This is a genomic window from Parcubacteria group bacterium, from assembly GCA_016181765.1.
Taxonomy (GTDB): Bacteria; Patescibacteriota; Patescibacteriia; order UBA2169; family UBA2169; genus CG10-46-32.
Map to the genome: position 1 here is coordinate 35,692 of JACOYR010000001.1, position 12,816 is coordinate 48,507.

The 12,816-nt window shown below is 57.2% G+C and carries 14 protein-coding genes and 1 other RNA gene; 1 reads left to right on the top strand and 14 read right to left on the bottom strand.

The window, feature by feature from the left end:
- From HYT31_00160 to HYT31_00175, 4 genes are read right to left on the bottom strand one after another with little or no spacing between them, the layout of a single operon-like run.
- Positions 1-1,161, bottom strand: a complete 1,161-nt coding sequence (locus tag HYT31_00160) for a glycosyltransferase family 4 protein (protein MBI2050201.1) — start codon at positions 1,159-1,161, stop codon at positions 1-3.
- A complete protein-coding gene (locus HYT31_00165; protein MBI2050202.1) occupies positions 1,145-2,305 on the bottom strand; it encodes a glycosyltransferase family 4 protein in 1,161 nt (386 codons plus the stop codon). Before HYT31_00165 ends, HYT31_00160 begins: the two co-directional genes overlap by 17 nt.
- Positions 2,289-3,380, bottom strand: coding sequence for a glycosyltransferase (locus HYT31_00170; protein MBI2050203.1), 1,092 nt, complete (start codon positions 3,378-3,380; stop codon positions 2,289-2,291). Before HYT31_00170 ends, HYT31_00165 begins: the two co-directional genes overlap by 17 nt.
- Positions 3,377-4,789 carry a sugar transferase gene (locus HYT31_00175; GenBank protein ID MBI2050204.1) on the bottom strand — a complete coding sequence of 471 codons (1,413 nt, stop codon included), beginning with the start codon at positions 4,787-4,789 and terminating at the stop codon, positions 3,377-3,379. Before HYT31_00175 ends, HYT31_00170 begins: the two co-directional genes overlap by 4 nt.
- 110 nt (positions 4,790-4,899) lie before the next feature.
- Here HYT31_00175 and rnpB point away from each other — a divergent pair.
- Positions 4,900-5,306, top strand: an RNA gene (rnpB, locus tag HYT31_00180) — RNase P RNA component class A.
- Positions 5,307-5,369: 63 nt separating this feature from the next.
- Here rnpB and HYT31_00185 read toward each other — a convergent pair.
- From HYT31_00185 to HYT31_00230, 10 genes are all read right to left on the bottom strand, one after another.
- Entirely contained in the window at positions 5,370-5,540 is a 171-nt protein-coding gene (locus HYT31_00185) for a hypothetical protein (GenBank protein ID MBI2050205.1), read from the bottom strand.
- 39 nt (positions 5,541-5,579) lie between these two features.
- The gene (locus HYT31_00190) at positions 5,580-5,813 is read right to left on the bottom strand and encodes a hypothetical protein (protein MBI2050206.1); all 234 of its coding nucleotides are present in this window, start codon (positions 5,811-5,813) and stop codon (positions 5,580-5,582) included.
- Between the two features lie 91 nt (positions 5,814-5,904).
- On the bottom strand, positions 5,905-6,348 hold the full coding sequence (locus tag HYT31_00195) for a ribonuclease HI family protein (GenBank protein MBI2050207.1): 444 nt from the start codon (positions 6,346-6,348) through the stop codon (positions 5,905-5,907).
- 111 nt (positions 6,349-6,459) lie between these two features.
- Complete coding sequence (locus HYT31_00200; GenBank protein ID MBI2050208.1) at positions 6,460-7,077, bottom strand: DUF3800 domain-containing protein; 618 nt, start codon at positions 7,075-7,077, stop codon at positions 6,460-6,462.
- The gene (gene recJ, locus HYT31_00205) at positions 7,067-8,749 is read right to left on the bottom strand and encodes a single-stranded-DNA-specific exonuclease RecJ (protein MBI2050209.1); all 1,683 of its coding nucleotides are present in this window, start codon (positions 8,747-8,749) and stop codon (positions 7,067-7,069) included. Before recJ ends, HYT31_00200 begins: the two co-directional genes overlap by 11 nt.
- The gene (locus HYT31_00210) at positions 8,742-9,383 is read right to left on the bottom strand and encodes a DUF975 family protein (GenBank protein MBI2050210.1); all 642 of its coding nucleotides are present in this window, start codon (positions 9,381-9,383) and stop codon (positions 8,742-8,744) included. The genes recJ and HYT31_00210 overlap by 8 nt, the downstream gene beginning before the upstream one ends.
- 45 nt (positions 9,384-9,428) lie before the next feature.
- On the bottom strand, positions 9,429-9,671 hold the full coding sequence (locus HYT31_00215; GenBank protein MBI2050211.1) for a hypothetical protein: 243 nt from the start codon (positions 9,669-9,671) through the stop codon (positions 9,429-9,431).
- Positions 9,664-10,674 (bottom strand): carbohydrate kinase family protein, encoded by a 1,011-nt coding sequence (locus HYT31_00220; protein MBI2050212.1) that lies wholly within the window; start codon positions 10,672-10,674, stop codon positions 9,664-9,666. Before HYT31_00220 ends, HYT31_00215 begins: the two co-directional genes overlap by 8 nt.
- Positions 10,671-11,585: a magnesium transporter CorA family protein gene (locus HYT31_00225; protein ID MBI2050213.1), complete on the bottom strand. Its 915-nt coding sequence runs from the start codon at positions 11,583-11,585 to the stop codon at positions 10,671-10,673. The genes HYT31_00220 and HYT31_00225 overlap by 4 nt, the downstream gene beginning before the upstream one ends.
- The gene (locus HYT31_00230) at positions 11,582-12,811 is read right to left on the bottom strand and encodes a PKD domain-containing protein (protein MBI2050214.1); all 1,230 of its coding nucleotides are present in this window, start codon (positions 12,809-12,811) and stop codon (positions 11,582-11,584) included. The genes HYT31_00225 and HYT31_00230 overlap by 4 nt, the downstream gene beginning before the upstream one ends.
- Positions 12,812-12,816 lie beyond the last annotated feature (5 nt).

The window sequence follows — 12,816 nt, forward strand, 5'->3', positions numbered from 1 at the left end:
TTATACCACAATACTGTCGTACACATCAACAGTCTCTTGCGCTGTCTTTTCCCAGGTAAACCGCTTTGCGCGCTCCCGGCCGAGAGATGCGATTTCGTCCGCAACTTTGTGCGAACTTCCAATGGCGTTGAGTTTGTCCGCAATGTCCGAGGCGCTGTCCGGATCAATATAGCACGCGCCCTCTGCCATGACCTCGGGCAGGCTCCCTGCTTTTGAGCACACAACCGGCACGCCCCGCAGCGCCGCTTCCAGGGGCGGCAAGCCAAACCCCTCGTAGCGGGACGGGAACACGAAGCACTTGGCGCTGCGGTACAGCCCGTCAAGCACGCTGTCCGAAACCTCGCCCGTAAAAATAACGCCGCGCCGAAACTCCGGCTCTGTAAGCGCGGCATCTGCGTACGCGCGAACCCGGCCGTAGAACGCATCCTCTCTGCCGGCGAGCACGAGCTGCCATCTGCGCCGGTGCTCGCGGCAGAGCAGTGCGTACGCATCAATCAGCTTTTCCAAATTTTTGTGCGGGTACGCGCTGCCCACGTACAAGAGGTACGGCCGGTCAATCCCGAACTTTTCAGCAAGCATCGCGTCAAACTGGGGCGTGTTGCGCAAGAGGCCTGTGCCCAAGAGCAGCTGCTCAACGCCCAAGTGCGTGACAATGATGTTCTCTTCGGGAACGTTAAGATGCCGCACAAGGTCCCGCTTGGTGAACTCCGAGACCGCGATGACTTTACGCGCTTTCTTAACCGCGTTCTTAAGCACCGCCTTGAGCCCCCATATTTTGATGCGGTGCTTCCACTTCGGCAGCTCGGTGGCGCGCTCCGAGGGAAAGTGGAACGCGATCAAATCGTGGATCGTGGCCACGTAGGGCACCGGGCACCAGTACGGCACGTTGAGGTGCGTAAAATGCATCGCATCAACGCCGCTCCTCCTAATGAGCCTGGGCATGCGCAGGTGCTCGGCTGGGCCGTAGTGCGGCACGTCCGCGCGGACAATGGTGAATTGATTTGGGTCCAGGCGGAGCGCGTCCGCAACAACGCTTGGCACGAACAGCGCGTACTGGTGGCTGGCCGGGTACTTGGCAATATTCAACACAAGCTGCTCCGTGTAGCGGCCGATTCCCCGATGGCGTGTTCCGTACAATCTGCAATCAATGCCGATGCGCATGTTCAATGACGCTTAAGGTAAGTTTGGCGGTTTTGTCCCACCCGAAGCGCACGGTTGCGAGCAAGCCCGCGCTTCGCAGTCGGCGCGCCAGCTCCGGCGTGTTCAAAATTTCGCGGAGCGCGGCCGCGAGCTCATCCACGCGGTGCGGGTTTACGAGAAGGGCTGAACCCTGGGCGATTTCTCCCAAAGACGATGTATTGCTTGCCACCACGGGTATGCCGCACGAGAACGCCTCCAGCACCGGGAACCCGAACCCCTCGTAAAAGCTCGGGTACGCCATAACACTTGCGAGCGAGTACAGGGCCGGCAGCTCGGAGGCCGGAACCTCGCGTATGACATGTATTCTATCACTAAACGCGCTCGCGCGCATTGCGGAGAGGAGGCCCCCGGACTTCCAGCCGGCGTGGCCCACGCACAAAAGCCGCACGTCCGAGAACTCGGCGGAATAGCGCGTTGCGAGGCGCTCAAATGCGGCCAGGGTTGCCTGGCAGTTCTTGCGGGGGTTGAGGGTGCCGGTCTGCAGGATGTACCGGCCTTCGGGCAAGCCGTACTTTGCGCGCACCCGCGCAAGGACCGCGCGGTCGCGGATTGGCCTGAAGGCGGAATCAATGCCTGAATGGATGGTGGTGACTTTGCGCTCGGGGATGCGGTAGCGGGCAATGACGTCCTGGCGCGTGCTCTCCGAAACCGCAATGACCGCATCGGACCGCTCGCACAGCTTCCGCGGATCCATAAGCTTATGCCAGACGCGCTGCCGGTACGTAAAAAACTCCGGAAAAAATTCGTACGAAAGGTCGTGCATGGTCAGCACGGTGTTCGTGCGGGGCGACCAGGCGGCGTACATCATGCTCGGAAAAAACAGCACGTCGCAGCCGCCGACGAGCTCATCAATCTTTGGCCAGGACTTGAAGCGGAATGACGCGTTTAAAAATTTGTTCGGGAACCGGTACTGGTGCACGGTAGCGTTCGGGTGCTGTGCGAGCGAGTACAGAACCGGGGAATCCGCGCGGCTCGCCTGGTTTGCAAACAGCTTGATTTCGTGGCGCGCGGCAAGGGGTATGAGATGCTCCAGGAGATTTTTTGCGTACACAAACACGCCCCCGTTCCCCTCGGCAAGGACGCGCGCATCAATGCCGATTCTCATACGCCTTGGTTACAAAATTTTTGAGCTCGCCTTGGAACCGCTCGCGGGAAAACTGCCGGGCATGGGCGCGGATTCGGCCGTAGTCAAACCGCTGCCGCCGGAACCGGATCACGGCGTCCGCCAGGGACTGCCAGGTCTGCTCCTCAAAAAACACGCCGGTCTCGTTCTCGCGCACGGTCTCGCACGCGCCGCCGGACTGGTACGCAACCACCGGGGTGCCGGCTGCCATGGCCTCAATCGCGGAGATTCCCAGATCCTCTTCCTGCGGGTGGATAAACCCCAGAGCCCCGGCAAGCAGGCGCTTTTTGGCGCGCTCGTCCACGGTACCCGTAAAGTGGATGTTGGGGCCCGCAATTGATTCAAGCCGCTTCCGCTCCTGCCCGTCCCCCATGATCACGAGGGGCATGTTGAGCCGGTTGAACGCGCGGATCGCGATATCAACTTTTTTGTACGGCCGCAAGCGCGACACCAGGGCAAAGTAGTTGAGTTTGGCAACGTCGGGGTAGCGGTGCACATCAACCGGAGGATAAATGACCGTTGACTCCCGGTTATAGTAGCGCTTGATGCGGCGGGCCACGAACTGCGAGTTTGCGATGAAGCGGTCAACGCGCTGGGCCGCCACATAGTCCCACATCCGAAGCTGCTGCAGCACGAACGGAAGAATGGCGCTGATGATGCGGCCCCCGCCGACTTCAGAGACGTAGGTGTGGCTGTCGCTCCACAGATACCGGGTCGGGGTGTGGCAGTAGCAGATGTGGATGGCGTGGGCCGGCGCAATAGCTCCTTTCGCAAACGCGCTGGCGCTTGAGAGCACCACGTCGTACTTTGAAAGGTTGAACGATTCAATGGCTGCGGGCATGGCCGCGAGGTACCAGCGCAAGCGGGTGCGCGAGAACGGCATCTTCTGGATGAATGACGTGTTGATCGGGAGGCTGTTAAAAAAATTGCCGACAATGCGCCGGTCGTGCACCAAGGTGTAGAGAGGCGCCCGAGGAAATACCTCGTGCATTGCCGAGAGCACTCGCTCGGCCCCTCCGATCTGGTTTAAGTGGTCATGCACCAATGCGAGTTTCATACTCCCCTTCTCCCCCGGAACACGGCCCACGGCGTGCGCAGGAGAATCTGCAGGTCCATCCAAAAACTCCAGTTTTCTATGTAGAACATGTCCAGCCGCGCTTCTTCGGAAAAATCAAGATCGCTCCTTCCGGAAATCTGGGCCAAACCCGTAACCCCGGGCTTGATGGTTAAGAGCCGTTTTTGGTAACCCGTGTACTTGGCAACCTCCTCGGGGTAGTGGGGACGGGGCCCGACCAGGCTCATCCTGCCCAAAAACACAAGGAAAAACTCCGGAAGCTCGTCAATGGAAAACCGGCGGATGAACTTCCCCGCGCGCGTGACGCGCGGGTCGTCCGGTATCTTTACCAGGGGGCCGCGGCGGGCATTGAGCCCCGAGAGTTCGGCGTAGCGCATCCCGTGCGTTCCAGCGCGCATGGAGCGGAACTTGAAGTACCTGAAGGCCCTGCCGCCCTGGCCGATCCGGCGCTGGAGCGTCCCGTCGTCAAGCCGCGTAAAAAACACCGGCCCCTTTGAATCAATCTTGATCAAGATCGCGGTGGCCGCGAGAAGCGGGGAAAAAAAGACGAGCAAGCCCGCGGAAGCAACAATGTCAAAAACGCGCTTGACGATCCTCCCCCACCCGTCAAGCGGGGTGCGCTTGATGTGCACCACGGGCGTGCCACCGAGGTCCGTCACTTCCACGTTCGCGCTGGTTGCTTCCAGGACATCTGCGGCGTAGGAAAACTCAAAGTGGTGCTCCCGGCAGAACTCGTACAAGCGGGTGATCTCGCGGCGGCCGTGGTCCGGCTCGGCGTGGATCACGAGGTCAGCCTGATCGTGTTTTGCGATGTTCGCAAGCATTCCCAGAGACGCGTCATCCAGGGTGCGGAAATGGCGCACCACCCGAAACCCGGCAGTGGAGTCGTCTTTGAGGGCTTGGATGAGCCGGTGCGCGGCAGTGCCTCCCCCGAACACCACGGTGCGGTAAGCGCCAATGTTCTTTTTATACAGCGAGCGCTGAACGGAACGGATGAGCACGCGGCCCATGAATACCGCGGCAATGGACGCCAAAAATCCGGCAAGCACGATAAACCGCGAGCCGAAAAGCTCGTGCCGGAAGAATATGAACAGCACGATCTCCACGAGCCCGAGCGAACAGCCCACCACCACGCGCTTGAATTCCCCGATGTGCCGGCGGTTGGCCTGGATGGCGTACATGCCGGCCAGGGCGAACGCCGGCAGCCACAGGAGCGCCACGAGCGCGGCAATGCGGGCGTACTCGGCGAGCGTTATCTCAAATACCACGGGCCGCACGTCCGTCAAGAACGTCTGGTACCGCAAAAAGTATACGCCTAAACCAGCCAGCACCACCATGAGCCAGTCAACCGGAATCAGGAGAAATGAGAAGAATAATTCAGATCGTTTCATGTGGGGTATACTCTAGCACTTTGGAGCCTTTGTATCAAAGCATGATAAGCAAAAGTTGACAGATTTGGCAAGTTTTGATAATATACTAAAAATCGCACATTTGCAATGGACAGGAAGACCAGGCAATCGCCCGCCATAGCCTCGCGCGAAGGCGGGAGGAAAGTCCGAACACCCCCGCCTCACCGGCGGGACAAGGGTAATCGGTAACACCGACCGGTATACGTAATTCTATGAGGAGTCTCTCGAGAATTCTCATAGGAATACCAAGCCAGGGCACGTGCAACAGAAAGCATACCGCCTAAGTCCGCAAGGACCGGCAAGGTTGAAATCGTGGGGTAAGAGCCCACGCGTTCGCGCGGTGACGCGCGAAAAGAGGTAAACCCTACCCGGCGAAAGGGCGCATAAATGGTAGCCCGTTAGAACGTACGAGCAATCGTGCGTCTAGATAGATGATTGCCGTCCGTCCGCCTCTTCGGCGGACGGACTACGGAATTCGGCTTATCGGTTTTCCTGTCCGCTGCAAGCGTGCGATTGACCCAATAGTCATGATAGTTGTAAATACGCCATACGACTGGCGTATTTATTGTTTACCTTGTTCAATCAAGCGCTCCACCGTGCGTTTGGCTTCATCTAATAAATCCTTCGCCTTCTTCCTCGCTTCGTGCGACTGACGGACTAGATCGGCGATTTTTTGTTGGGTTGATTTTGGCAAAACCGGAACTAAAACAGATTTCAATGATTCGCCCGGCACTGCGGTTAAGATAGTCCCGGCCGTTCTCTGTTGTAACTGCTAATTAAAAACTATGCTTTTTGCCAACATCAAAAGAGCCTCTGGCAATATTTCCTTACTCCTAAACTGAAAAAATCCAGTGGACGCCAAATAACCATCTTGCGCAGAATCGACAAACGCCACTTTTCCGAGCGACCCTTCCACACTGGATACAATAACATCTCCAGTCTTAAGAACGCGGCGCGCCCGGCTCGGCGCTTCTTTGCCTAACATTTCTGATGAACTCTCAATCACACCAATTAAAGCATTGACATTAGATTGTCTTTTCCTTTATTTTAAGCCAATTTTGTTAAATTGTTAAGTTATTTTGCAAAAGGTCTATACCCTAGAGGCGCTTCAACAGTTCTTTCGCATCAACGCCGCCTTGGTCGTCCAGCGCCTGATTCACAAGCGCGTCTGCTCGTTTGTTTTTTGCGCGCATGACGTGCTTGATGCCATATGACGAGAAGCCCTGCAAAAGATTCCACGCTCTGGCAAACAACGGCTGCAGCCCTTTATCCCGCACCTTGTACTCTCCGTTGAGCTGTTTGACGATGAGCTCGCTGTCCATGAAAATGCTAGCTGAAGTTGCGCCGAGTTTTTTGACCTCTTCCAAGCCGCGGATCAAAGCGCGGTACTCTGCCTGGTTGTTGGTCGCCTTTCCGATATATTCTGACACTTCACGAACGGTCTTGCGCTTCTCGTCAGAAATGACCACGCCAATCCCTGATGGGCCCGGATTTCCTCTGGCCCCTCCATCGGTGTGGATGGTTAATTTTCCGCTTGACATAATTCCTATCTATGCTATACTGTTTACAGAAAACAGGTCCGCGTAAGGCCCAGACCGTCTGCCTCACCAGAGCGTGAGGCTACTCCCCGATTCCGGGGTGAGAATCAGACCCTAGGCAGCAAGCCTGTTTTCTTTTTTGATTGCGCGCTCAATAATGCGGTAAAAAGTTTCGTCTCTGTTATTATACTTTTGAAAAATGGCCCACGCAACCGCATCCGCGAGCTCTAACTGGCGGCACTCGGTCTCTGACCGATGGCTCACCGAGAGGAAATGTCCCGATCCCGCAATCTCGCTCATGGCGCGGGTCACCAGGTCGCGGATACGGGGCGAGGCGTACCGCTTGTGCACCACCACATCAAGCTTGGGGTGCAGCGCAAGCGTGTCTGCTGTCGTTTCCGCGAGCAGATGCGCGTAGAGCTGATTTTTGTCTCCGTCAAAATGTTTCTTCCGTTTATCCCAAACGTCCGCAATAATCTGAACGTCTCGTTTTGCGATTTCCTCCAAAACTATCTTGATAAACCCCGCGCTCTCTTTGCTGGCCTTAAAAACGGAATGCGCCTTGAATCTTCCACGCGCGCGGTACCGCGCGCGTTTCATCACCCGGCCGAGTTCAGCCGGGTTGCCCACGACCACAACAGAGATGATAAAATAATTTCCGCTTGTCGCTTTCTTCTCTAAAATCCCCGATTCATCAAGAAACCCGTAATGCAATTTTGGATCACTGTTCATTAGGATGACAGAGGTGCTTAATATCAACAATTTTGAGCTGGATATCCCTGCGGCCGTTCCACTCGTTCACGCCAATGGTGTACACCACATCAATCAAATCGCCCTGGTTCAGGGTGCCGTGGAAGTACTGTCCGAATCCGAACGCAACTGCCTGGTGCAGGACGCCGGATTGATCCAGTTTGATGCGCATGTGCTGGCCATCCTTACCCATCAAAAACACATCAGCCACGCGCGCTCCATAGGAAACGAACTTCGGAACCGGGTTGCCCATGCCATGGGGTTCAAGTTTTTTGAGGAGCCCAATCAGCTCCCAGTTTATCTGGCTCATGGAGAGCTCCATATCAATGGCGAGCGTCTTGACGAGGTCAGCGTCCGAGAGCCGCGCATCCGCGATTGCGTTGAGCTTGGCCACGAATGGCGCGAGCGACTCTTCTGATTTCAGCGTAAACCCGCACGCGCCCTCGTGCCCGCCGAACCGCTCCAAATACTCGGCAGACTCGGCCAGGGCCTGGGTGATGTTGAACCCAGGAATGGAGCGGCCCGATCCGACCAGGCCTTTTTCCGATTTGGTGACCACCAGCGTTGGCCGAAAAAATTGTTCCGTGATGCGGCCGGACACCAAACCCACCACCCCTACGGGCCAATCTTCGCCTTGTGCGACCAGCACTTTCGCGGGGAGCTGGGCTTTGGCTTGCTCTTCCGCCTCCCTGGTGATGGCTAAGGTCTCGGACTGGCGCTCTTTGTTGGTCCTATTCAGGGACTGGGCAAGTTCTGCCGCCCGAGCCGGATCGTGCGTTTCAAGCAGCTCGTACGCGGTGTTGGCATGATCAATCCTGCCCGCGGCATTAAGCCGCGGCGCGATCACAAACCCTATTTCGTAGGTGCCCAAGGATTGCGGATCAATCTGCGCGCCCGAGAGGAGCGACTGCAGGCCCGGCCTCTTGGTTTTGTTCAGCACTTTCAAACCAAACGCCACGAACACGCGGTTCTCTCCGACCAACGGCATCATGTCCGCGACTGTTGCGATTGCCACGAGATCTAAAAACCATTTTTCTTGTCCTGCAGGAAGCCCGCATGATTTCCACAACGCCTGGATGAATTTGAACACGACCCCAGCCGCGGCCAAGCCCATAAAGGGATAGGTTTCGCCCGAAAGGTGCGGGTTCAAAAACGCGGCAACATCACGGGGGAGCGCGGGGGGCTCTTCGTGGTGATCGCAGATGATGACATCCATGCCCTTTGCGCGCGCGTACGCGACTTCGGCAACGGCCGAGGTCCCGCAATCCACGGTGATGAGGAGTGCAGTACCCTGGGATGCGATGTAATCCAGGGCAGCAGTGTTGAGGCCATAGCCCTCTTTTTCGCGGTGCGGAATGTACGCCTGGACGTTGGTGATGCCGCACTGCCGCAGTGTTTCAACCAGCAGAACCGATGAGGTAACACCGTCCGCGTCATAATCCCCGTACACGAACACGGTTTGGTTCTGGTCACGGCTGATTTTGACGCGGTCCACCGCTTTCTGCATGTCGCGAAACAGGAACGGGTCGTGCAGTTGTTCATACGCGGGATTCAAAAATGACGCGGCTTCTTCCGGCAACGAGATGCCGCGGTTTGAGAGCAACTGCAAAATGAAATCTTCTGAAATTTTCTCCGATACTTTCCAGTTACGCATGCGAGCGGTGCGATAGCCTCCGGTACACCCAGCCTGTCGCGAGCATGGTAGCGGGGATGCTCCAGAACAAACCAATGCCGAGCGCGGCAAAGCCCAAAATGTTCGCGCCGAGCACTGCGAGCCAGAAAAGGACCAGCTGCCAGAACGCGCCGGCTGTGATGCGCCAGCTCTCTTTGAGCGCTTGGACAGATCCGGCTCCTTTATCCACAATCACATACTGATAGAACTGGAATCGGGCCAAAAAAATGAGCCCCGGCACTACGAGGAGCACCAAGCCCACGCCGACAATCAGCGCAAAGAGAAATGAACCCAAAACATAATCCATCAGAAACCGGGCGCCCGTGAACAATTCGGCAATATCTGTTTTGCGGCTGTCCACGTGCGAGAGCGTGATCTGGATGAGCCCGATGGAAATCAAGAGTTGGACCACCCAAAAAACGATTCCCGCCAGGAAAAAGAACAGGGTCACGAGCGTGGGTAATTCAATGCGGTCAAAGCTCCGCATGATGACGCCCGGCCCGTACGTGATGAGCGCTATAACAATGATGGCCTGCGCAAAGAACCAAAAACGCTCTTTGGCGGTGCGCCACCCGAAACGCATGGCTTCGCTGATTGAAAAAAATTGTGCTCCCATAGTATGTGGAAATTAAGTTATTTTTTTGAGGCGCATGAGTACGCGTTAGCCCTTGAGCTTGCTGATGGACCGCCCGATGCCCATGGTTACCAGAACCACAATGGCCGTGACCAGGGCTGCGTAGATGAATTTGACGGCGATCCCGTCCGGTTCGCCGAACACGTTGGCCTTTTCAAATAAATCCTGGATAGCGCTGTTCCACGCGAGTGCCGCCACCAGGCCAAAGCCCGCGGTTGCGAGGGTTGCCATGTGCTCCAGGATTTCCAATTTTAGGCGTTTTTTAGGCATGGGAAAGTTTGTGGTTTTGTTTCTTTAAGGCGGCCGCGAGCTCGCTCGGCCGCAGTATGCCCGCCTGGGCGCCGATTTTACAGATGACTGATTCGGAATTAGCAAGGCCGAGATCCAGGGCGTACGCAACATCATTCTTTGCAATCAAGCCGGCAATGAACCCGGAGAGGAGCGCATCCCCGGCGCCGGTCGGCTCCAGCGCCTTGATCCTCGGGTCAGCAGCCATGTGCAGCATCCCGCCCGCGTCCGCGTAGTAAACGCCGGCCGGCCCGTCGCTTAAAAGCACGCGCTCGGGGCCGGCCGCGACCAGGGCCCCGAGAAGCGCTTTGGGGTTGTTGGCCGCACCCGTAAGCTCAAGCGCTTCATCCCTGTTGACGTTGAACACAGAACAAATTTTCATAAACGGACGCACCCCGGAAAGGCCCGCTTTGAGCTGGACCGAGCCTGGGTTCCATGCCCATGAAATGTTGTGCGCTTTCGCGGTTTTTGAAATATCGCGGAGCTCATTTTTCCACGCACGCCCCGAGAGCGCGGACGTGCAGTACCATTTCGTTTTGGCGGCTGAACGCGCGGCCGGAGAAAAGTTGTTGGCCTTGGAGGCCCCCCGCTCGGTGAGCACGACCCGGTCGCGCTTCCGTGAGCCTGCAACAATGAGCGTGGAAAAGGCCGTGGGAAGCTTTGGGTCGCGCTGCACAAACCGCGTGGCTATGCCCTCGGATGCAAGCGTGCGCGCCACAACCCTGCCAGCTTCATCATTTCCCACGCGCACCATTGCCGCGGCTTTCAAGCCCATCCGGCTGAACGTGACCGCGGCGTTGGCCCCGCCCCCGCCGATGGTCCGCGCCGAAGAAACAACGTCAATCTTCGCGCCCTGCTCAAGCGCAATCAACTTTTTGCGCTTTGGGTCAGGGTTCGGGTTCGCGATGACCGGCGCATCCGCAGGGTCCACGAACAAGAAAGTGTCGCGCACCGCGCTGCCAATAGTGATCACGTCGTACTTCATACCCAGTCCTTGCGCTTGAAAATGAGGAGGAAAACGAGGATGATCCCGCCGAGCGCCCCGAAGAGCAGCCACACGAAGCTCGGGTGCCCTATGAGCGGCAACCCCTCAACGTTCATGCCGTAGAACCCGGTTAAGAGCGTCATGGGCAGGAGGGATACGGAAATTACGGTGAGAAGCTTGATGACCTCGTTGGTGCGCTGGGAAATCAAGGACTCATTGACGTTGTGCAGGGTGTTCATGACCTCCACATTGCCCGCGGTGATTGCGTGGAGCCGGTTAAGGGTATCCTGGACGTCGTCAAAGTACAGTGACAGGTCTTTGGGGAGGTAGGGTTTGTCCGCGTGCACGAGCGAGGCGAGCGCCACGAGCTGGGGGTTTAAGATGCGCTGCAAGCGGATGAGGTTGCGCCGGATGAGCGCAATGCGCCAGACCGTGCCCTTGCCTGTCTGCTCGCTGTAAATTTCCTCTTCAATGTCCCCCATCTGCGTGGACATCCTCCTGATCACGCTCCAGCTCGCTTCGGTGAGCGCATCCAGGAGCTTGTACAGCAGAAACCCGGCGCCCTGGCCCATGAACTCGTGCTGGTACTCATCGTCCGCCTCAATCTGCTGGCGGATCTCGTGGATTTTTCCGGAGTCGCCCTTTGCGACCGTGATGAGGTGGCTGTTTGAGAGGAACACGTCAAGCTCAAACACGTGGATGCGCTCCTCGTCTTTGTGGTAGTGCGGGAAGTGGAAAATCGCGAACACATAGTCCTTGTAAAAGTCGGACTTGGGCTGCTGGGGGCCGGCCTGTACGTCCTCAATGTCCAGGGGGTGGAACTGAAAATCTTTTTTGAGCGCGCTTACGGTTTTCTTGTCGTTGTCCGTAAAGTGGCGCCACGTGATGTTGTTGCGGATGATTGGTTTCATGTTCTTTTTGCGCGCGCTGGCAGGGCCTGGAGCACGAGATACCCGATCAAGAAAAGGCTGAACAACCCGAGCAGGCCGACCAGGAGCTTGACCGCAAGGTTGCCCAGGTTCCAGAAGCCGATGGATATGCGCTCTGCTGCAAGACCCAGGCCTCCGGCGCCGTCGCTTACGGACAAAGCCACCTCATACTCGCCCGCCCCGGGAAACGCGTGTTCCGCATCCATGGCCTGGGCATACGTCCCATCCCCGAAATCCCACAAATACAAGAATGAGCCGTCTGCGCCCAGCACCTCAAATTGGTAGCGGTTCCAGGCGATTTTGCTTTTTGCGATTGAAACGTCCAAAGTGTAGTCAGCCTCGGACTGGTCCGGGAACGTGTATTCAACTTCCTCTGTTTTGTATTCGGGCGCGCCATCGGGTTCCTGCTCTGCCTGCGGCGCGGCTTCGACGCCGGAGGCGGCGGAGCCGCTTTGACCGCCAGCGTCGCGGCCGCCAGAGCCTGTCCCGAGTATTCCCGAGGGATCCACGCCGCTTGGCTCTGGAACGCTTGGCGCTGGAGCGGCCTTGATGTTCGGGTCAAACGGGGCAGGATCATCCCCGTTTGGCACCCCGTCATTGTCGTTGTCCGGGTCCGCGTTGTTGCCAATGCCGTCCTTGTCGTTATCGTATTTTTCGTTGGGATCAAGCGGGAACGCGTCAATCCCGTCGTGCGCACCATCCTGGTCCGTGTCCGCGACAAGCGGGTTTGAGCCTTTGACGCGCTCCAAGCCGTCCTCAACAGTGTCATTGTCATCATCCATGTCTATGGTGTCAAAGATGCCGTCCTTGTCCGTGTCCAAATCAACGATAAAATCAGTGATTTCAGCGGTGTTGTTTTCGGAATTCTCATCCCCTGCATCCGGATTGATGACAGATACCGCAATGTCGTAGTACCCCTCCAAGGGCCCCCAGTCCACGAACACGGTGGATTCTTTCTGGCTGAGCACGGTGATGGGCTGAACGCTCCCGACCTGGGTTTGGTTCACCTTGAACTCCACGCTCGCGCGCACGTCCTGCTGGCTTTGGTTCTTGATGGTCGCGTAGATGCGGACAATCTCCCCGGCCAGAGGCTTTGTATTGGAAAAGTAGACGTTTTCTTTGGGCACGGCCAAATCAGCCGCAGATACGGCGAGCGGAGCGAGCAGTATTAAACTCACTACTGCGATGGTCTGAACAAGCTTCAGCATGCAGC

What these genes read in the sequence shown, in the direction of transcription:
- HYT31_00160 (MBI2050201.1), bottom strand. Translation starts at nt 1,161, where the DNA reads ATGCGCATCGGCATTGATTGCAGATTGTACGGAACACGCCATCGGGGA.
- HYT31_00165 (MBI2050202.1), bottom strand. Translation starts at nt 2,305, where the DNA reads ATGAGAATCGGCATTGATGCGCGCGTCCTTGCCGAGGGGAACGGGGGC.
- HYT31_00170 (MBI2050203.1), bottom strand. Translation starts at nt 3,380, where the DNA reads ATGAAACTCGCATTGGTGCATGACCACTTAAACCAGATCGGAGGGGCC.
- HYT31_00175 (MBI2050204.1), bottom strand. Translation starts at nt 4,789, where the DNA reads ATGAAACGATCTGAATTATTCTTCTCATTTCTCCTGATTCCGGTTGAC.
- HYT31_00195 (MBI2050207.1), bottom strand. Translation starts at nt 6,348, where the DNA reads ATGTCAAGCGGAAAATTAACCATCCACACCGATGGAGGGGCCAGAGGA.
- HYT31_00200 (MBI2050208.1), bottom strand. Translation starts at nt 7,077, where the DNA reads ATGAACAGTGATCCAAAATTGCATTACGGGTTTCTTGATGAATCGGGG.
- recJ (MBI2050209.1), bottom strand. Translation starts at nt 8,749, where the DNA reads ATGCGTAACTGGAAAGTATCGGAGAAAATTTCAGAAGATTTCATTTTG.
- HYT31_00210 (MBI2050210.1), bottom strand. Translation starts at nt 9,383, where the DNA reads ATGGGAGCACAATTTTTTTCAATCAGCGAAGCCATGCGTTTCGGGTGG.
- HYT31_00215 (MBI2050211.1), bottom strand. Translation starts at nt 9,671, where the DNA reads ATGCCTAAAAAACGCCTAAAATTGGAAATCCTGGAGCACATGGCAACC.
- HYT31_00220 (MBI2050212.1), bottom strand. Translation starts at nt 10,674, where the DNA reads ATGAAGTACGACGTGATCACTATTGGCAGCGCGGTGCGCGACACTTTC.
- HYT31_00225 (MBI2050213.1), bottom strand. Translation starts at nt 11,585, where the DNA reads ATGAAACCAATCATCCGCAACAACATCACGTGGCGCCACTTTACGGAC.
- HYT31_00230 (MBI2050214.1), bottom strand. Translation starts at nt 12,811, where the DNA reads ATGCTGAAGCTTGTTCAGACCATCGCAGTAGTGAGTTTAATACTGCTC.